Origin of the sequence: Streptomyces sp. NPDC002476, from assembly GCF_042889785.1 — a bacterium.
Lineage (GTDB): Bacteria > Actinomycetota > Actinomycetes > Streptomycetales > Streptomycetaceae > Streptomyces.
The window spans coordinates 229,889-248,896 of the sequence record NZ_JBIARH010000001.1; the positions used below are offsets into that span (position 1 = coordinate 229,889).

Consider the following 19,008-nt stretch of genomic DNA (forward strand, 5'->3'; position numbering starts at 1 on the left):
CGTCGCCGGCGTCGGGGCCCCCGGGCGCCGGGTGCTCATCGCTCGTCCTCGCGGATCCGCTCGGCGCCGCGCAGCCGGGCGGGGGCGGCGCGCCGGTTCTCGGCGACCTCCTCCTCCGTGGGCAGCTCCGCGCCGCGCGTCAGCAGCTTCAGCCGGGGCTGGTAGCGCTCGGGCACGACGGGCAGCCCGGGCGGTGCCGTGGTGGCGGCGCCCGCCGCGAAGACCTGCTTGACCAGCCTGTCCTCCAGCGAGTGGTACGAGAGGACGGCGATGCGTCCGCCGACCGCGAGGCTCCGCACCGCGGCCGGAATGGCCCGTTCCAGGACGGCGAGCTCGCCGTTGACCTCGATGCGCAGCGCCTGGAACGTGCGCTTGGCGGGATTGCCCCCGGTGCGCTTGGCGGCCTGCGGCAGCGCGTCACGGATCAGCTCGACGAGCCGGGCGCTGTTGCTGAACGGCTCCTTCTGGCGCTCGCGCACGATCGCCGAGACGATCCGCTTGGCCTGCTTCTCCTCGCCGTACGCGCGCAGGATCCGGACCAGTTCGCCCGGGGGGTAGGTGTTGAGGACCTCGGCGGCGCTGACGCCCGTGGTCTGGTCCATGCGCATGTCGAGCGGGGCGTCCTGGGCGTAGGCGAAGCCGCGGTCGGCCTCGTCCAGCTGCATGGAGGAGACGCCGAGGTCGAACAGGACGCCCTGGACCTTCGGGACGCCGAGCCTGGCGAGCACCTCGGGCAGTTCGTCGTAGACCGCGTGCACCAGGGTGGCCCGGTCGCCGTACGGGGCGAGCCGCTCGCCGGAGAGCCGCAGCGCCTCCTTGTCCCGGTCGAGGGCGATCAGCCGCGCCGAGGGGAACGCCGAGAGCAGCGCCTCGCTGTGCCCGCCGAGGCCGAGGGTGCAGTCGACGACCACGGGATGCTGCGGCTCCGGCGCCTCCAGAGCAGGGGCCAACAGGTCCAGGCACCGCTGGAGCATCACCGGGACGTGTCGGGTCTGGCTCATGCGCCCTCTCAGGCTCAGGTCCCGCGCGGCGGACGTACGGGCGGGTCCCCGCCCGCTCAGAAGGGGAGGCCGTCCGGCGCCGGGGAAGGGGCACCGGGCGACCGTCGAGCGGGAGAGGGCCGGACCGTACGTACGCGGCACACGGGGGAATTCCACGGAATGTGCGGGGTGTCGTAACTTCCCGTCACTTTAGTCCACCCTGCCATTCGATCGATTCCCGATCAATCAGCCGGACAGCGCGTCGCCCGGCCCCTCGTCCACCTGGTCCTTGAGCCGGTGGAATGAACTGTTGTGAGACTTGTGGGTTACCTCACAACAGAAGTCGTTGATGTTCTTTGTCCCCTTCCACAGCACGACGCGACCGAGCGCGGGAGATAACGTCGTAGCCATGTCGACTTCCGCGCACTCCCCCGCCGGGCCCTCCGCACCTGTTGCCGCCCCGGACCGCACCGGGGGCACGGTCACCGACCGCCTGGTCGAGGCGAACGTCCGGTACGCCGCAGATTTCGAGGACCCGGGCATGGACGCCAAGCCGGTCCTGCACGTCGCCGTGGTCGCATGCATGGACGCCCGGCTCGACCTGCACGACGCGCTCGGTCTCGCGCTCGGCGACTGCCACACCATTCGCAACGCGGGCGGTGTGGTCACCGACGACGTCATCCGTTCGCTGACCATCAGCCAGCGGGCGCTCGGCACCCGCAGCATCGTCCTGATCCACCACACGAATTGCGGTCTGGAATCGATCACCGAGGAATTCCGCCAGGAACTGGAGGCGGAGGTCGGACAGCGTCCGGTCTGGGCGGTGGAGGCGTACAAGGACGCCGATCAGGACGTGCGGCAGTCGATGCAGCGCGTGCGCACCTCGCCGTTCCTTCTCCACACGGACGACGTCCGCGGTTTCGTCTTCGACGTGACGACCGGCCTGCTGCGCGAGGTGCTCCCCGCCGCCTGACCGTCCCCCGACCGCCGGGACCGCCTCCTTGCCGTCAGGACCGCCTCCTTGCCGTCTTGGACGTCCGGACGACCTCCCGTCCCCTCGGACGGCACCTGCGGATCCCGACGAAACCTATCGAATCCGGCATATCGCCCCGGGTTGTCCACAGGCAAGTGACACGAAGCGATAACGGCACAAGAATGCGCGTGTGACATCTCACCGGACGCTTCCGGTGAGGTGTCCGTGTTTCGGGGTGGGCCGGACCGCCGCGCGCGCATCCGGTCCGTGAATGGGGTATCCCCTCTGCTCCTGGTGAGCGTGGGACAGGGCCGAGGAGGGCCGGGTGACGACCTATGACGATCGAGCGAGCCTCACAGATCTGACCGCGATCACGGAGCGGGTGCGCAGGTCGGTGGAGAGCGTGATCGAGGGCAAGCCCGAGGTCGTGCGGCTCTCGCTGACCGTACTGCTCGCGGAGGGGCACCTCCTCATCGAGGACGTCCCCGGGGTCGGCAAGACGATGCTGGCCAAGGCGCTGGCCCGGTCCGTCGACTGCTCGGTGCGGCGCATTCAGTTCACACCGGACCTGCTGCCCTCGGACATCACCGGCGTGTCCGTCTTCGACCAGCAGCGACGGGACTTCGAGTTCAAGCCGGGCGCGATCTTCGCGCAGATCGTGATCGGCGACGAGATCAACCGCGCCTCGCCGAAGACGCAGTCCGCCCTGCTGGAGTCGATGGAGGAGCGTCAGGTCACCGTCGACGGGCACACGTACGAACTGCCCGACCCGTTCATGGTGGTGGCCACCCAGAACCCGGTGGAGATGGAGGGCACCTACCCGCTGCCCGAGGCCCAGCGCGACCGGTTCATGGCACGGGTGTCGATGGGCTACCCGAGCGCGGAGGCGGAGTTCCGGATGCTCGACGTGCACGGCGAGCTCTCGCCGCTCGACGATCTGCGGCCGGTGGCGCACGCCCATGAGATCGCGAAACTGATCGAGGCGGTACGGACCGTCCATGTGGCCGACCCCGTGCGGCGGTACGCCGTGGAACTGGTCGGGGCCACGCGCGGCCATCCCGACCTCAGGCTCGGCGCGTCGCCGCGGGCCACCCTGCACCTGCTGCGCGCGGCGAGGGCCTCGGCGGCGCTGGCCGGCCGCGACTACTGCCTGCCGGACGACGTGCAGGCGCTGGCGGTCGCGGTGCTCGCGCACCGGCTGCTGCCGACGGCGCAGGCCCAGCTGAACCGCCGCACCGCCGAGGAGGTCGTGCTGGAGATCCTCGGGCGGACACCGGTGCCGTCCGCCGACGGCGGCGTCCGGATGCCCGCACCGGGCCGTCCGGGGTACGACCGGACGCGGCCCGGCGCGCGGCGGGTGTGATGGCCGCCGGGGGGCCGGACCCCAGGGACGACGGCGACGGCGGGGGCGGTCTTCGGGCCGCTCTGAGCGGGCTGACCACGCGCGGGCGGTCCTTCCTCGCGGCCGGTGTCGCCGCGGTGGTCTGCGCGTACGTGCTGGGCCAGGCGGATCTGCTGCGGGTCGGGCTGTTGCTCACCGCGCTGCCACTGGTGTGCGTGCTGGTGCTCGTCCGCACGCGTCACCGGGTCGCGGGCACCCGCCGGCTCGCGCCGTCCCGGGTCCCCGCGGGCGCGGAGGCACGGGTCCATCTGCGGATGGAGAACGTGTCGCGGCTGCCGACCGGGCTGCTGATGCTCCAGGACCGGGTGCCCTACGTGCTCGGGCCCAGGCCCCGGTTCGTGCTGGACCGGATGGAGCCGGGCGGGCGGCGCGAGGTGTCCTACCGGGTGCGGTCGGACCTGCGGGGGCGCTATCCGCTGGGGCCGCTGCAGTTGCGGCTGAGCGACCCGTTCGGCATGTGCGAGCTCACCCGCTCCTTCAGCGCGTACGACACGCTCGTCGTCGTACCGCGGACCGAGCCGCTGCCGCCGGTGCGGCTGGCGGGCGGGGCCCCGGGGTACGGCGAGGGGCGGCAGCGGTCGCCCGCCCTCGCCGGCGACGACGACGTCATTCCGCGCGGCTACCGGCACGGCGACGACCTGCGCCGGGTGCACTGGCGCTCGACCGCGCGCCACGGGGAGCTGATGGTGCGGCGCGAGGAGCAGCCGCAGCGTCCGCAGTGCGCGGTGCTGCTGGACACCCGGCGGACCGCGTACCGGGGAGCCGGGCCGGATTCCGCCTTCGAGTGGGCGGTGTCCGGCGCGGCTTCCGCTCTGGTGCACATGCTGGAACGGGGCTACTCGGTCCGGTTGCTGACGGATGACGGGGACGCCGCCCCGGGTACGGCTGCGGGTGGTCTCGCGGGGTCGGCTCACGAGTCCGCCGAGTCGACCAGTCTGTTGCTGGACGTCCTGGCGGTGATCGACCACTCCGACGGAACCGGTCTGTCGCGCGCGTACGACATGCTGCGTGACGGCGACGGGCTGCTCATCGCGTTCCTCGGGGACCTCGACGAGGAGCGGGCGGCGGAGGTGGCCCGGATGCGGCGGCGCAGCGCGGGTGCCGTGGCGTTCGTGCTGGACGGCGCGGACTGGGAGACGGACGACGTCCCGGCCGCGGGGGCGCGGGAGGCGTTCGAGCGGCGGTTGCGGCTGCTGCGCGAATCCGGATGGACGGCGGTCCCGGTGGGGCGGGGGGCCGGTCTCGCCGATCACTGGCGGCGGGCGGGACAGGCCGGGGCGGCGGACGGGCCGGCCGCCGTCGGCACGACGGGTTTCTCCGGGGGGTGGTCATGAGCGGTCGAGGTCGGCTGACGCTGTGCGCCGTCGCGGCGACACTGATGGCGGCGTGCTCGATGCTGCCGCTGGTCGAGCCCGCGGTGTGGATCCTGCCGGCCGCGATCCTGCTGGCGGTGCAGGCCGGGGCGGGGGCGCTGATCCGTCGGGCGCCGGTGCCCCGGACGCTGGTCGTCGTCGCGCAGGCGCTGGTCGCGCTGGTCCTGCTGACACTGGCGTTCGCCAGGGAGCAGGCGGTGGCCGGGGTCCTGCCGGGCCCGGAGGCGGTCCAGCGGCTGGCGCATCTGCTGGTGTCGGGTGCGGAGGACGTCGGGCGGTACGCCACGCCCGCACCGGCGACGGACGGCATCCGGCTGATGCTGGTCGGCGGCGTGCTGCTGGTCGGTCTGCTGGTGGACGCGCTCGCCGTGACGTTCCGCAGCGCGGCACCGGCAGGTCTGCCGCTCCTCGCGCTGTTCTCGGTCGCGGCGGGGCTGTCCGAGGGCGGGGCGGACTGGCTCTGGTTCCTGCTGGCGGCCGGCGGCTATCTGCTGCTCCTGCTGGCCGAGGGCCGGGACCGGCTCTCCCAGTGGGGGCGGGTCTTCAGTGGTGGCGCCGGGTCCCGGGGCGGTGCGGGCGGCGTCCTCTCCGGCGGCCGGCCGACGGCCCCGGTCCGTACCGGGCGCCGCATCGGCTTGCTGGCGCTGGGCGTCTCCCTGCTGGTCCCGGCGGCGCTGCCCGCGCTCGACGGCGGTCTGCTGGCCGACGCGCGATCCGGTGAAGGCAAGGGCGGCGGCACGATCTCCGCGGTGAATCCCCTGGTGTCCATGCAGGACAATCTGACCCAGCCGGTCAACCGACAGGTGCTCTCCTACCGCACCGATTCCCGCACCCCGCAGGACTTCTATCTGCGGATCCTGGCCCTGGACACGTTTGACGGGAGCGAGTGGCGCCCCTCCACGCGCCGGCTGCGGGACGTGCCGAAGCGGCTCCCGACCCCGGAGGGTCTCGGCCCGGACGTCACGGTCACCGAGGTCAGGTCGAGCATCTCCGCCGCCCCTTCCTACCGGCAGACCTATCTGCCGCTCCCCTACCCCGCGACCGAGGTCGGGATCGACGGGAAGTGGCGGTACGAACCGGCGGGGCGGACCCTCATCGGTGACGGCGGGGAGACGACGGGCGGCGCGCAGTACCGGGTCTCCAGCCTGGTGATCCGGCCGACGGCCGATCAGCTCGCCGCGGCGGGCGCCGTGCCGTCCGCCCTGCGGCAGGAGTACACCCGCGTCCCGCGGTCGCTGCCGAAGGTGGTCCGCGAGACCGCGGCCGAGGTGACCCAGGGCGCCGACAACGACTACGAGCGCGCGGTGAAGCTTCAGGACTTCTTCGCCTCGGACGGCGGTTTCGCCTACGACACCTCCGTCGACTCGGGCACCGGGAGCGCCGCGATCGCCCGGTTCCTGAAGGAAAAGCAGGGCTTTTGCGTCCACTTCTCGTTCACGATGGCCGCGATGGCACGGACTCTGGGGATTCCGGCGCGGGTCGCGGTGGGCTTCACTCCCGGCACCCCCCAGCCGGACGGCTCGATGTCGGTGGGGCTGCGCGACGCTCATGCCTGGCCGGAGCTGTACTTCGAGGGCATCGGGTGGACGCGTTTCGAGCCCACCCCCACACGGGGCACCGCCCCGTCCTACACGCTGCCGGACGCCCCGAGCGGTGAGACGCCCGCCCCCGCCGTGCCGGAGAACGGCCCTTCGGCGGTCCCGAGCGCCGAACCGTCCGTCGCGGACGACTGCCCGGCCCCCATGCGCAAGCAGGGCGAGTGCGGCAGCTCGGCGGCGCCGGGCGCGACGGTTCCGACGCACTCGGGGACGCCGCCGGGCACCGTTCTCGGCCTGGCCGCGATCGCCCTGGTGGTCCTGACGCTGCCGCTGCTGCCCCTGATCTGGCGGCTCCGTGTGCGCAGACGGCGGCTGGGTCTCCCGGCGGGACGCACCCCGGCGGACACGACGGCCAGGACGCTGGCGGCCTGGCGGGAGGTCATCGACACGGCGTGGGACCACGGGATCGGGCCCGACGACTCCCTGACGCCGCGCAAGGCCGCCGACCGGCTGGTACGGCTGGGGCGGCTCGGCCCCGACGCGTCCGCCGCGGTGCACCGGGTCGCGGGTGCGGTGGAGCAGGTGCTCTATGCCCCGGAGCCCCGGCCGGGCACGGGGCTCGCCGAGGACGTGGAGGCGGTACGGGCCGGGCTGCGGGAGTCGGCCGGGCGAAGGACGCGAGTCCGCGCCGTCGTCGCGCCGCGCTCGGCCGCTCGGGTGGTCCGTGCCACGTCGGAGCGCTGGGCGGCGTTCGGCGAGGGATGGGCGGCGCGGTGGGGCCGGATCCGGTGGACGGGTCGGCTGCGCGGGCCGTCACGCCGGTGGGGATGACGTCTGCGGGAACGCCGTCCCCGGCGACGGCGTCTGCGTCGGGACGCGCGAGGGCCTGTCCTCGAACCGTCGCCCGTCGTGCGATGCCTGGCACGCACGGCCCGGCTTCCGGCCGGACGACGGCGGTTCGAAGACGGGCCCGAGCACGGGCGAGGGGCGACCGCGGTGTCGCGGTCGCCCCTCGCTCAAGCGTGCTTCGGGCCTCAGGATGCCTGCGTGCTCGCCCGGCCGGACGGCGCTTCGAGGACGGCGTCCCCAACAGCGTCCCCAGCGGCCCTGTTCGTCAGCGGCCCTGTTCGTCGCGGCGGCGCTGCCACCGCTGCTCGATCCGGTCCATCACCGTTCGACGCTGCCTGGGCCGACGGTTCGCGCCGCCGCTGCCGGCCGGCGGATGCTCCCCCGGCTTGGGCGCCTTGCGCCAACCAGTGACCGCGAGGACCGCGCAACCCAGCATGACGAGGAATCCCACCACGCCGATCCAGATCTGCTGGGCGACCATTCCGGCCATGAGGAGCGCGATACCCACAAGGAAGCCTGCGACCGCCTGGTAGACCCGTCGCCGGGTGTACGTACGCAGCCCGCTTCCCTCGAGCGCTGTCGCGAACTTGGGATCTTCGGCGTACAGCGCTCGCTCCATCTGCTCGAGCATTCGCTGCTCGTGCTCCGAGAGCGGCACGGAGTCCTCCTCGTCGTCGGCCGCGGGGGGCGGCCGGTCTGCGGCCCTTCCAGGATAGGCAGGGAATCGCCCCCGTGAAACCCGCCCTCTTTGCCACACAGCCAGTCCGGGCTGCCACGAAGGATCGGCTGTTGAGGCGTAGATTCCCCGACCTCCGATCCGTCATGCCGGATGCTGTCCTCCGATCATACGGGGCGCGACCCCCGATCGGGCGCCTCGGGACGTACTCCGTCTGCGGCTGCGTCCCTGATCAGCCGTGCTGCGGCCGACCACCGCCGGGCGGCCGGGTTGCGGTCGACCGGCGGGCCGTGTCCTCGAACCGGCGGCCGCCCGCGCGGCGCCCGGCCACACACACGCGCCGCGTTGCCGGAATCGTCCTTGTACGTCCAGTACGAGGGCGGTCCCCCGCCCTGCGATCGCACCCACCGGACGCCGCGCGGCCCGGCCTCCGGCCGAACGACGGCGGCGAAGACGGGCCCGTGGCTCTCAGGCGCGCTTCGTGCCCAGGACGTGCAGCTGCGTGGCCACCGAGTGGAACGCGGGGAGCTCGGCGGCGGCCGCCTCCAGCTTGAGCAGCGCGTCCATGGCACCGGGCTCGGTGTCCACCAGGACGCCGGGCACCAGGTCGGCGAAGACCCGTACGCCGTGGACGGCACCGACCTCCACGTCCGCCGCGGAGACCAGCTCGGTGAGCTGTTCGGCGGTGTAACGCCGGGGCACCGGGTCCCCCGCGCCCCAGCGGCCCGCCGGATCGGTGAGCGCCCGCCTCGCCTCGGTGAAGTGGCCGGCCAGCGCCCTGGCCAGAACGGCGCCGCCGAGCCCGGCTGCGAGCAGGCTGAGGGCGCCGGACGGGCGGAGCGCCTCGACGGCGTTGCGGACGCCCTCGGCGGGGTCGTCCACGTACTCCAGGACTCCGTGACACAGGACCGTGTCGAAGCCGCCGCGCTCGACCACCTCGAACAGTCCGTGGATGTCGCCCTGGACCCCGCGGACACGGTCGGCGACCCCGGCCTCGGCGGCGCGGCGCTCCAGCGCGAAGAGCGCGTTGGGGCTGGGGTCGACGACGGTGACGCGGTGGCCGAGACGGGCGACCGGCACCGCGAAATTGCCGGTGCCGCCGCCGGTGTCCAGTACGTCCAGTGCGTCCCGGCCGGTCGCCTTGACCTGGTGGCCGAGGGCGTCCTTGAGGACCTCCCAGACCACGGCGGTACGGAGGGAGGCGCGGGGGCGCAGCTGGTCCGACACGGCAGTTGACTCCTCGGCACGGTGCCGCCGGTGACGGCGGAGCGTGAACAGTGCAGGTGGTACAGGTGCTCTCCACCCTATTGCCTCGCGCCGCCGTCGCCGTCATCGCGCGTCGGGCCGGTCCCTCCGGGGCCGCGGGAGGACCGGCTGGAGCCTCAGCATCCGTTCGACCAGGCGCAGGAACATCTCGGCGTCCCGCAGCAGGTCATCGGCATCCCGCCGACTGGCCGCGCCAGGTATACCGGCTTCCGCGCGGGCCCTGCGACGGGCGCCGGAAGCGAACAGCGCGCTCCATTCGGTCAGCTCCGGAGCCGTTTCGGGCAGAACCTCCCAGGCGCTGCGGATCCGTTCCCGGCGCCGCCGGGAGGTCTCCGCGCGGCCCCGCACGGCGAGCACCGCGGCGGCGGTGCGCAGGGCCGCGAGGTGGGCGGTCGCGTAGCGCTCGTTCGGCACGTCGAGAGTGGCGGCCTCGTCGAGGCCGGCGCGGGCCTGGGCGAGCAGGTCGAGGGCGGCCGGGGACGCGGCGGTGCGGCGCGGGACGGGGTGGACGCCGCCGGCCGGTCCGGCCGGTGAGGGGGCAGGGCCGCCCGTGCGGCGCCGGGGCGCGGCCGCAGCGGAGGAGTGGGCCATGACGGAACCTCCTGTCTCGTGCGACGACTTCCGTCGTGCAACGACTTCGTGGCCGTACGCATCCATGGTCGCGGGCACCACTGACAATCGGCCCGATCCATCCGTCGACCTGCTGTTCCTCCCGGCGGCGGGGGCACTCCGGCCGGCACCGCGGCCGCGTTTTGCCCCGGGCCCGAGTTCCGGATAATCTTTTTGAACTGACTAGTCAGTTCAAAACAAGGGAGAGTCTGTGGACAGCCCGCACGGGGCGGCCGTCGCCGCCGGGGACTTCGGCCTCAAGGGGCCGCGCGGCTGGGTCTTCCGGGGCGTGGACGTCGAGGCCGGCCCCGGGTCGCTGGTCGCGATCGAGGGACCGTCCGGCTCCGGCCGCACCTGCCTGCTGCTCGCGCTCACCGGCCGGATGCGCCCCACCGAGGGCCAGGCGAAGATCGGCGGACTGCGTCTGCCCCGCAAGATGGCCGCCGTGCGCCGTATCAGCGCACTGGGCCAGGTACCCGGGGTCAACGAACTCGACCCGGCCTTCACCGTCGCCGAGCACCTGCGCGAGCAGGTCCTGCTCCGGCGCCGCTACGACGGCTCTCTGCGTGGCCTGCTGCGCCCGCGCGCCGAGCGCGTGGCCGCCGCGCGGGGACGGATCGACGCGGCGCTGGACGCCGCCGGGCTCGATCCCGCCACCCTGCCCAAGGGCGAGCGCACCTCCGTACGGGATCTGGAACGGCTGGAGGCACTGCGGCTGTCCATCGCCCTCGCGCTGATCGGCCGGCCCCGGCTGCTCGCGGTGGACGACACCGACCTCAAGCTCTCCGACGCCGAGCGCGTCCAGGCCTGGGAACTGCTGCGGTCCGTCGCCGACGGCGGCACCACCGTGCTCGCCGTGTGCAGCCAGGCACCCGAGGGCGCCGTCGTCGTACGAACCGACGCCGCGGCCGCACCGGCGCACGCACGCGGCACCGCGGCCGACGACACCCCGGCCGCCACGACCACCACCGACGGGCCCGCGGCCGACGAGGCCCCCGCCGACGGGACCACCACCGAGGAAGGACGGCCGGCCGATGCGTTCGCCGCGACTTGCCGCGCTTGAGCTGAGGCGTTTCGGCCGGGGGAAGCTGCCGGTCGCCGCGCTGATCGCGCTGCTGCTCCTGCCGCTGCTCTACGGCGCCCTGTACCTGTGCTCCTTCTGGGACCCGTACGGCCGCCTCGACAAGATCCCGGTCGCGCTGGTCAACGACGACAAGGGCGCCACCGTCGGCGGGAAGCACGTCGGGGTCGGCGACGAGATCACCGGCCAGCTGCTCGACTCCAAGACCTTCGAGTGGCACGAGGTGAATTCCGCCGAGGCCCACAAGGGCGTGGAGAACGGCACGTTCTACCTCTCGCTCACCATGCCGTCGGACTTCAGCGAGCAGATCGCCTCCAGTTCGGGCGACTCCCCCGAGACCGGCGCGCTCCAGGTGCGCACGAACGACGCCAACAACTACATCGTCGGGCAGATCTCCCGTTCGGTCTTCTCCGAGGTGCGCACGGCCGCGTCGACCAACGCCTCGCGGACCTTCTACGACCGCATCTTCATCAACTTCTCCGATCTGCACGACGCGACGGCGAAGGCCGCCAAGGGTGCCGACGACCTCAAGGGCGGCATCGGCAAGGCGAAGAAGGGCTCGCAGGATCTCGCCGACGGACTGAAGAACGCCAAGAACGGCAGCAGCGACCTGGCCGACGGGATCACCAAGCTCGACAAGGGCGCCGGGGACCTCGAATCCGGCTCCCGGCAGGTCGCGAACGGAACCCAGGCGCTGGCCGACAAGGTCAACGCGATGGCGTCCCACGCACGCCCGTTCCTGAAGGACAACGGCAAGTCGATCGGTGACACCGCCCGGCTGGTGGCCGACTCCGCGCAGACCGTACGGGACAACCTCGACCTGCTGGTCGAGGCGGCGCCCACCGCGGCCACCGCCGCCCGCACGGCCTCCGACGACCTGGCCGAGGTCTACCGCACCACGTGCACGCAGGCATCACCCGCCGACGACGCCGCCTCCGCCTGCCCGCCGCTCGAACGCGCGAAGACCGCGGCGGCCGATGTCGCGAAGGTCGCCGACGACGTCAACGCACTGGTGACGAACGAGAACGGGAATCTGAAGAAGCTGCGGCCCCAGCTGACCACGTTGCAGCAGCAGGCCGACGACCTGGCCAAGAGCGCGCCGCGCCTGGACGAGGACCTGAAGTCCGCCGTGTCGAAGGTCAACGCGCTCAACACCGGCGCCCACAAGGTCGCCAAGGGAGCGGGTGAACTGCACACCGGCCTCGTTTCGGCCAGGACCGGCTCCGCCGACCTCGACACCGGCGTCGGCAACCTCAAGAAGGGTGCCACCGACCTGGACAGCGGCCTGGTCCGGCTCGGCGACGGCTCCACCAGCCTCGCCCAGGGCCTCAACGACGAGGCCGGCAGGATCCCCGCCTACGACGAGAAGGACCGCGAGGCGCGTTCGGAGGTCATGGCCGACCCGGTGCAGCTGGCCTCCAAGTCGCTGCACGCCGCCCCCAATTACGGCACCGGCTTCGCGCCCTACTTCATCCCGCTGTCCCTCTGGGTCGGCGCGATGGTGGCGTACATGCTCATCCAGCCGCTCAACCGGCGGGCACTCGCCGCCGGGGCTTCCGCCTGGCGGATCGCCTTCGCGGGCTGGCTGCCGGTGGCCGCGATCGGCCTGCTCCAGGTCGCCGCCCTGATGTCCGTACTGCACTGGGGACTTGGGCTGGAGATGACCAGGGCCGCCGGGACGATCGGCTTCCTCGCGCTGGTGACCTGCTGCTTCACCGCGATCGTGCAGTGGCTCAACGCCCAGTTCGGGGCCGCCGGACGCATCCTGGTGCTGGCCGTGCTGATGCTTCAGCTGACCTCCGCCGGGGGCACGTATCCCGTGCAGACCAGCCCCGGCTTCTTCAACGCGATCCACCCCTATCTGCCGATGAGTTACATCGTCGACGGGCTGCGCAGGCTGATCACGGGCGGCGGGCTCGGCCCGGTCTGGCAGGGCTCCGCGGTGCTGCTGGCCTTCACGGCGGGGGCGCTCGCCCTGACCGCGTTCGCCGCGCGCCGCAAGCAGGTGTGGACCCTGGACCGACTGCATCCGGAGCTGAGTCTGTGAGCGCGCCGGAACCTGTGAGAATCAAGGGCATGGAAAGCAGCAGCGGCACGCGCCGCCAAGCCACCCGGCAGAAGCTCTACGAGGCGGCTGTGACCCTCATCGCCGAGAAGGGTTTCTCGGCGACCACGGTGGACGAGATCGCCGAGCGCGCCGGGGTCGCCAAGGGCACGGTCTACTACAACTTCAAGAGCAAGACGGAGCTCTTCGAGGAACTGCTGCGCCATGGCGTCGGGCTGCTCACCGCGTCGCTGCGCTCCGCGGCCGAGGGGACGAAGGAGCGCGGTGGCACCCGGGTCGAGGCCCTGGACGCGATGATCAGGGCGGGCCTGGCCTTCATCGACCGCTACCCAGCCTTCACTCAGCTCTATGTCGCGGAGCTGTGGCGCACCAACCGGGCCTGGCAGTCGACCCTCCTGGTGGTGCGCCAGGAGGCGGTGGCCGTGGTCGAGGAGGTGCTGCGCGAGGGCGTGGAGCTCGGTGAACTCAGCGGGGAGATCGACATTCCGCTGACGGCCGCCGCCCTGGTCGGCATGGTGCTGGTCGCGGCCCTGGACTGGCAGGCGTTCCAGCCGGGGCGGTCGATCGACGACGTGCACTCGGCGCTGTCGCTGCTGCTGCGCGGACGGGTCAGCGGGCGCTGATCCGTCCCTTGCCGGGCCGGTGCGCGAGGACGCCGGTCCGGTGAGGCCCGGTCCTCCCGGGCCCACGCCGAACCGGCGTCATCCTCGTTGCCGGAGAGCCCTCCCCCCGGCCACGTTCTCCCCGTGGCCCGCGGACTCCCCTTCGTTCACCCCCGTACTCCCCCGGTCCGGAAAGGAGTGCCGCGCCCGTTCCGCCGCCCCGTGTCGGCGGTGCCGCGCGCCGCGCTCCTGTCCGTGCGTTCCACTCTTCCCTCCACGCGGACGGGAACCCATCCGCGCGCCTACTCATCTCACTGTCTAGGTACGGATACTCACCTCCGCACGGAACCCCGCCCGGGGCCGGGGCCCGTCTGGTTACGATCTCGTCCGTGTCCGTACTTCCCCTGGTGTTCACGAGCGGCTGGGCGAGCGGGATCAACGCCTACGCGGTGGTCCTGCTGCTCGGTGTCTTCGGCGTGACCGGTCTCTCCGACGAGGTGCCCGCGGCGCTGCAGCGCACCGACGTCCTGGTCGTGGCCGGTGTGCTGTTCCTGTGCGAGACGGTCGCCGACAAGATCCCGTACGTGGACACGGCCTGGGACGCGCTGCAGACCGCCGTCAGACCGATCACCGGGGCGGTCGTGGCGGCTCTGCTGGCGGGCGAGAGCGGCTCGCTGCCGGAGATCGCGGCCGGTGCCATCGGCGGTTCCACGGCGCTGGTCAGCCATCTGGTGAAGGCGGGCACCAGGATGGCGGTCAACACCTCCCCCGAGCCGTTCAGCAACATCGTGGTGAGCATCGCCGAGGACCTGGGCGTCGCGGGAATCGTCACCTTCGCCATATTCCACCCGCTGGCGGCCGCGGCCGTCGCCGCGGCGCTGCTGCTGCTCGGCCTGGTGATAATGATCTTTCTGGCTTCCCGCATCCGCCGGTTCCTGCGCCGCAGGGCCCAGCGCCGTGAGGAGAAGCGCCTGGCCAGGACGGGGGTGCACGGACCGCTGGTCTGAGTGACGCCGCCGCTCGCGAAGGCCGCTGGACCGCGCGTCGCGGGCGGCCGTTAAGGTCGCTGGCATGGCACGAATTGCGGTGATCGGCGCCGGGATGGGCGCGATGGCGGCGGCTGCCCGGCTCGCCGTGGCAGGCCACCGGGTGACGGTGTACGAGCGGTCGGAGACCTACGGCGGCTCGGTCGGCCGGTATGCCCATGACGGCTTCGCCTTCGACACCGGCCCCGCGCTGCTGCACCTGCCCGCGGTCCACCGCGACCTGTTCGTGAAGACGGGCAAGGAGCCGCTGGAGCGGTGCGTCACGGTGACCCAGGTCGATCCGGCGAGCCGTCACGTCTTCGCGGACGGCACGGCCGTCTCGCTGCCGAACGCCTCGCGGGCCGGGGTGGTCGCCGCGCTGGACGCCGCGCTCGGAGGCGGAGCGGGCGCGGCCTGGGGCGCGTTCCTCGACCGGGCGCGGGACGCCTGGGACCGGTCGAGACGCCCGCTCCTGGAGGAGCCGTTGCGCCCCGACTGGCAGGTGCTCGGCCGTGATCCGTATCCCGCGCCGCGGCAGCGTCGGCTGCTGCGGCCGGCCCGGCGGGCGGGCACGCTGGCGGAGATCGGCGCGTGGGAGCTGGCGGACCCCCGGCTGGCGGCCCTGCTCGACGGTTACGCCCTGTCGTACGGCCTGGACCCGCGCCGCGCACCGGCCGCCGCCGCCCTGCTGCCGTACATGGAGGAGACCTTCGGCAGCTGGTACGTCGAGGGCGGGATCCGGGCCCTGGCGCGGGCGGTGTACGAGCGGTGCCTGGCCCGGAAGGTGGAGTTCGCCCTGGGCCGCGAAGCGGCCCGGGTGGTCGAGAAGGGCGGCCGGGCGGCGGGCGTCGAGTTCACGGACGGCACGGTCGCGGAGGCCGAGCACGTGGTGCTGGGGGTCCCGCCGCGCCCCGGCCTGGTGCCCGGTCAGGCGCTGGGACCGGACGGGGACGGACCGGAACGGGGGCGGCTGGTGGAGCCGGGCCGGTTCGTGGTCATGCTGTCGCTGAAAGGCGCCCGGCCCGCGGACGCCGCGCACCGGACGGTGGTGCATCCGGCGGACGGCACGGCGGAGCAGGAAGCGGTGTTCGCCAGGCGGATCGCCGACCGGCCGACGGTGACGGTGCTGCGTCCGGACGACCCGACGACCCGCCCCGACGACGCGCACGAGGCGGTGACGCTGACGGCGACGGTCGCCCCGCACGGGACGGTGGACTGGACGGATCCGGCGACCCGCGCGCGCTTCGCCGACACCCTGATCGAGGCGGCTGGAGCGGTCATACCCGGCGTACGGGAGCGGATCATGCACGCCGAGGTGCGCACCCCGGCCGAGACGGCGGCCGACACGGGCGCCGAGGGCGGTTCGGTGCCCGGGCCCGCTCTGGCCGGGGCCCAGGGGGCGTACCTGCGTCCCGGCAACCGCACTCGGCTGCCGGGTCTCTACCTCGCGGGCGGCTGGTCGCATCCGGGCGGCGGGCTCGCCCATGCCGGGATGTCGGGGGCGCTGGTCGCGGGGCTGATCGTGGAGGGGGACAGGTTCCGGGGCTCCCAGTGACCCCGGGCGCCGCCTGTCGAGCCCGTCGTCGGCGGCGCCCCGGCGCTCAGTAGCGGTACTGCTCCCCGTCGTAGCCGTTGCCGTTGTGGTGGCCGTTCGGATACGGGGCGGGCTGCTCCGGGGGCACGGCCGGGTACTGCTCGCCCTCGCGCTGCTGCGGCACCCAGACACCGCCGGGCGGGGTCTCGGCGTACTGCTGCTGGGCGTACGGGTCGCCGTAGCCGTCGTACGGGGCGGGACCGCCCGCGGTACCGGTCCCGATGTAGGGGTCGGAGTACGCGGCGTACCGCTGCTGCCCGCCCGTGCCGTAGTCGTACGGCCCGGCGAAGGAGTTCTGGGCGCCCAGGGAGTCATGACCGGTCGAGAACGCGTCCTGACCGCTCGGGAACGCCGGGTGGCCGGCTGCGAACACGTCCTGATCGGTGGCGAACGCGGCGGCGGGGCCGGCCGGGAACGTGTCGTGGCCGGTCGAGAGGTCCTGGCCCGGCACCGGGTACGCGGCGGGGTCGATGCCGCCGTCGTACGCGGCGTACTGCGGCTGCAGCCGTGTCCGTGCCTGGTCGTCGAGGCCGCCGTCCCGTGCCGCGCGGGAGTGCTCGGAGTAGACGCCGTACTGGCCCGTGTCGTCGGGCAGCGGCTCCGGCGCGTAGACGGCGGCGGGCGAGGCATCGGCCATCGGCTGCGCGGGCACCTGCCCGTCCTGCGCCGCCTCCACGTCCGACACTTCGAGCGTGGGTGCCGCCCTGCGGCTGTTCCGGGCCTTCCCTCCCCTGCCGCCCCTCCCGCCGCGGCGGCGACGGCTCTCACCAGGGCTTCCCCCTATGGCCCAGCCGGTGGAGAAGCCGCGTCGGAAGGACAGCGTGACGTACGTCTGACCGATCGCGAACGCGATCGTGCCGACGACGATCACGAACCGCGACTGCATCAGGACGCCGATGATCACACAGAGGAAGCCGGCGAAGGCCAGCAGTCGCCAGCGCAGGCGCGCCTTGTACTGCAGGAGCACCTCGCCGAGCAGCCACAGCGCGACGATTCCGAACGCGATGTAGAGGACTGTCCAGCCCATGCCCGCCCCCTCCTACGGCCACCGCCCGGGTCGTGGCGGGTACGGCCGGTCACAACTGCTTGTGCAGTCCGAGATTCTCGTGGATCTCGAGCGTCGCGGTCGAGTTGTTGAGCGTGATGAAGTGCAGTCCGGGCACACCTTCGGAAAGCAGCCTCGCGCAGAACTCCGTTGCGAAGTCGATACCAATGGAGCGTACAGCCGCGGGATCGTCCTTGACCGCGAGGATCCGTTCTTTCAGCGACGAGGGGAAGGAGGCGTTGCTGAGCTGTGCGAACCGGTCGAGCTGTTTGACACTGGTCAGCGGCATGACCTCGGGAATGATCGGGGTTTCGCAACCCGCAGCGACCACCCGGTCACGCATCCGCACATAATCGTCGGGATTGAAGAACATCTGGGTGATCGCATAATCGGCACCGGCACGGCACTTGTCCACGAAATGCCGGATGTCGGTGTCCCAGTCGCTCGAACGCGGGTGCATCTCGGGAAATGCCGCGACCCCGACACAGAAATCACCGGATTCCTTGATGAGCCGGACCAGATCGGCTGCGTACCGCACGCCCCGCGGGTGCTCGACCCATTCACCCATCGGGTCGCCGGGCGGGTCCCCGCGCACGGCGAGGATGTTCCGGATCCCGGCGTCGGCGTACTGCCCGACCATGTTGCGCAGCTCGGCGACGGAGTGGTTGACCGCGGTGAGGTGCGCGACCGGGGTGAGGGTGGTGTCGGCGGCGATCTCCTGCGTGGCCTTGACCGTCCCCGCCCGGGTGGAGCCGCCGGCGCCGTACGTCACGGAGACGAAGCTCGGCCGCACCGCCTCGACGCGGCGCAGGGCGTTCCAGAGGTTGCGTTCACCCTTCTCGGTCTTGGGCGCCCAGAACTCGAAGGAGTACGAAGGCTTGCCGGTCGCGAGGAGTTCACGAACCGTGGGCGCGTGATCCGTCCTGGTGGTAGGTGTGCCAAGGGCCATATGGGCAGGTTAACCAGAGCGCGCGGACCGCAGGACCAGACCAGCGCTAAATGTCCGGATTGAACGTTTCTTTGTCCATCCTTCGGACATTCGGCCGTCCACGCTCCGGCACGGTCCCGGACCGCGCCCCGATACTCCCCGGACCGCGTCCGGCACGGGGCCCGGTCACGCCTCCGCGCGGGCCCGGATCCTTCCGGCGAGGTCGGCGGTGGCCGCCGCGGGGTCGTCGGCCTCGGTGATCGCCCGCACGACGACCACCCGGCGCGCCCCGGCGTCCAGCACCTCGTCGAGATTGCCCGCGTCGATCCCGCCGATGGCGAACCAGGGGCGCCGGGTGCCGAGCGAGGCCGCGTACCGCACGAGGCCGAGACCCGGCGCGGGCCGGCCGGGCTTGGTCGGGGTGGGCCAGCAGGGGCCGGTGCAGAAGTAGTCGACTCCGGGCTGGGCCACGGCCGCGTCGACCTCGGACCGGGCGTGGGTGGAGCGGCCGATCAGCACGTCGTCGCCGAGGACGGCACGGGCCGCGGGGACCGGAAGGTCGCCCTGGCCGAGGTGGAGCACGTCGCAGCGGATGGCGTGGGCGACGTCGGCCCGGTCGTTCACCGCGAGGAGCTTGCCGTGGCGCGCGCAGGCGTCGGCGAGGACCGCGAGGTGTTCGAGCTCCTCGGCGGCCTCCATGCCCTTGTCGCGCAGCTGGACGATGTCGACTCCGGCGGCGAGGACGGCGTCGAGGAAGGCCGGAAGGTCTCCCTGGCGCCTGCGGGCGTCCGTGCACAGGTAGAGCCGGGCGTCGGACAGCTGCGCGCGAGGCGTGGGCATGGTGCGGTTCCCCCGGAAGAGCGTGAGCGGTGATGAGAGCGGCTCGGGGTGGGGGGCCGGGGGGCCCCCCCCCCCCCCCCCACCACACCCCCCCCCCCCCCGCCCCCCCCCAAAACCCCCGAGCCCCCACATAGCTACAATACAGGGGGGGGGGGGGCCCGC

General features: G+C 72.8%; 17 protein-coding genes. 9 read left to right on the top strand and 8 right to left on the bottom strand.

Annotated features, from left to right (window positions below):
- Positions 1 to 35: 35 nt before the first annotated feature.
- Complete coding sequence (gene rsmH / locus ACFYXM_RS00980; RefSeq protein WP_389285606.1) at positions 36 to 1,001, bottom strand: 16S rRNA (cytosine(1402)-N(4))-methyltransferase RsmH; 966 nt, start codon at positions 999 to 1,001, stop codon at positions 36 to 38.
- Between the two features lie 225 nt (positions 1,002 to 1,226).
- Positions 1,227 to 1,391, bottom strand: coding sequence for a hypothetical protein (locus ACFYXM_RS00985; protein ID WP_389285608.1), 165 nt, complete (start codon positions 1,389 to 1,391; stop codon positions 1,227 to 1,229).
- Between ACFYXM_RS00985 and ACFYXM_RS00990 the strand changes: the two genes are divergently transcribed.
- The 4 genes from ACFYXM_RS00990 (at position 1,390) to ACFYXM_RS01005 (ending at position 7,097) form a co-directional block, all read left to right on the top strand.
- Positions 1,390 to 1,953 carry a beta-class carbonic anhydrase gene (locus tag ACFYXM_RS00990; protein ID WP_389285610.1) on the top strand — a complete coding sequence of 188 codons (564 nt, stop codon included), beginning with the start codon at positions 1,390 to 1,392 and terminating at the stop codon, positions 1,951 to 1,953. The genes ACFYXM_RS00985 and ACFYXM_RS00990 overlap by 2 nt on opposite strands.
- Before the next feature lie 325 nt (positions 1,954 to 2,278).
- Positions 2,279 to 3,316 (top strand): AAA family ATPase, encoded by a 1,038-nt coding sequence (locus ACFYXM_RS00995; protein WP_389285612.1) that lies wholly within the window; start codon positions 2,279 to 2,281, stop codon positions 3,314 to 3,316.
- Positions 3,316 to 4,689 (top strand): DUF58 domain-containing protein, encoded by a 1,374-nt coding sequence (locus ACFYXM_RS01000; protein ID WP_389285614.1) that lies wholly within the window; start codon positions 3,316 to 3,318, stop codon positions 4,687 to 4,689. The genes ACFYXM_RS00995 and ACFYXM_RS01000 overlap by 1 nt, the downstream gene beginning before the upstream one ends.
- Complete coding sequence (locus ACFYXM_RS01005; protein WP_389285616.1) at positions 4,686 to 7,097, top strand: DUF3488 and DUF4129 domain-containing transglutaminase family protein; 2,412 nt, start codon at positions 4,686 to 4,688, stop codon at positions 7,095 to 7,097. Before ACFYXM_RS01000 ends, ACFYXM_RS01005 begins: the two co-directional genes overlap by 4 nt.
- A gap of 283 nt (positions 7,098 to 7,380) precedes the next feature.
- On the opposite strand, the gene ACFYXM_RS01010 is transcribed toward ACFYXM_RS01005, so the two are convergent.
- The 3 genes from ACFYXM_RS01010 to ACFYXM_RS01020 all read right to left on the bottom strand — a co-directional run bounded on the left by ACFYXM_RS01010 (position 7,381) and on the right by ACFYXM_RS01020 (position 9,648).
- Complete coding sequence (locus ACFYXM_RS01010; RefSeq protein WP_389285618.1) at positions 7,381 to 7,773, bottom strand: DUF3040 domain-containing protein; 393 nt, start codon at positions 7,771 to 7,773, stop codon at positions 7,381 to 7,383.
- 486 nt (positions 7,774 to 8,259) lie between these two features.
- The gene (locus ACFYXM_RS01015) at positions 8,260 to 9,018 is read right to left on the bottom strand and encodes a methyltransferase (protein ID WP_389285620.1); all 759 of its coding nucleotides are present in this window, start codon (positions 9,016 to 9,018) and stop codon (positions 8,260 to 8,262) included.
- Positions 9,019 to 9,120: 102 nt separating this feature from the next.
- Positions 9,121 to 9,648 (bottom strand): SAV_6107 family HEPN domain-containing protein, encoded by a 528-nt coding sequence (locus ACFYXM_RS01020; RefSeq protein WP_389285622.1) that lies wholly within the window; start codon positions 9,646 to 9,648, stop codon positions 9,121 to 9,123.
- Between the two features lie 229 nt (positions 9,649 to 9,877).
- On the opposite strand from ACFYXM_RS01020, the gene ACFYXM_RS01025 reads away from it, so the two are divergent.
- From ACFYXM_RS01025 to ACFYXM_RS01045, 5 genes are all read left to right on the top strand, one after another.
- Positions 9,878 to 10,729 carry an ATP-binding cassette domain-containing protein gene (locus ACFYXM_RS01025; RefSeq protein WP_389285624.1) on the top strand — a complete coding sequence of 284 codons (852 nt, stop codon included), beginning with the start codon at positions 9,878 to 9,880 and terminating at the stop codon, positions 10,727 to 10,729.
- The gene (locus ACFYXM_RS01030) at positions 10,701 to 12,794 is read left to right on the top strand and encodes a YhgE/Pip family protein (protein ID WP_389285625.1); all 2,094 of its coding nucleotides are present in this window, start codon (positions 10,701 to 10,703) and stop codon (positions 12,792 to 12,794) included. Before ACFYXM_RS01025 ends, ACFYXM_RS01030 begins: the two co-directional genes overlap by 29 nt.
- A 29-nt stretch (positions 12,795 to 12,823) precedes the next feature.
- Complete coding sequence (locus ACFYXM_RS01035) at positions 12,824 to 13,435, top strand: TetR/AcrR family transcriptional regulator (RefSeq protein ID WP_389285627.1); 612 nt, start codon at positions 12,824 to 12,826, stop codon at positions 13,433 to 13,435.
- 368 nt (positions 13,436 to 13,803) lie between these two features.
- Positions 13,804 to 14,421, top strand: coding sequence for a DUF4126 domain-containing protein (locus ACFYXM_RS01040; protein ID WP_389285629.1), 618 nt, complete (start codon positions 13,804 to 13,806; stop codon positions 14,419 to 14,421).
- Between the two features lie 64 nt (positions 14,422 to 14,485).
- The gene (locus ACFYXM_RS01045) at positions 14,486 to 15,994 is read left to right on the top strand and encodes a phytoene desaturase family protein (RefSeq protein ID WP_389285630.1); all 1,509 of its coding nucleotides are present in this window, start codon (positions 14,486 to 14,488) and stop codon (positions 15,992 to 15,994) included.
- 46 nt (positions 15,995 to 16,040) lie between these two features.
- Here ACFYXM_RS01045 and ACFYXM_RS01050 read toward each other — a convergent pair whose 3' ends face one another.
- From ACFYXM_RS01050 to thiE, 3 genes are all read right to left on the bottom strand, one after another.
- Complete coding sequence (locus tag ACFYXM_RS01050) at positions 16,041 to 17,060, bottom strand: hypothetical protein (RefSeq protein WP_389285631.1); 1,020 nt, start codon at positions 17,058 to 17,060, stop codon at positions 16,041 to 16,043.
- 49 nt (positions 17,061 to 17,109) lie between these two features.
- A complete protein-coding gene (metF, locus tag ACFYXM_RS01055) occupies positions 17,110 to 18,027 on the bottom strand; it encodes a methylenetetrahydrofolate reductase [NAD(P)H] (protein ID WP_389285633.1) in 918 nt (305 codons plus the stop codon).
- 165 nt (positions 18,028 to 18,192) lie between these two features.
- On the bottom strand, positions 18,193 to 18,846 hold the full coding sequence (thiE, locus tag ACFYXM_RS01060) for a thiamine phosphate synthase (RefSeq protein ID WP_389285634.1): 654 nt from the start codon (positions 18,844 to 18,846) through the stop codon (positions 18,193 to 18,195).
- Positions 18,847 to 19,008: the final 162 nt, after the last annotated feature.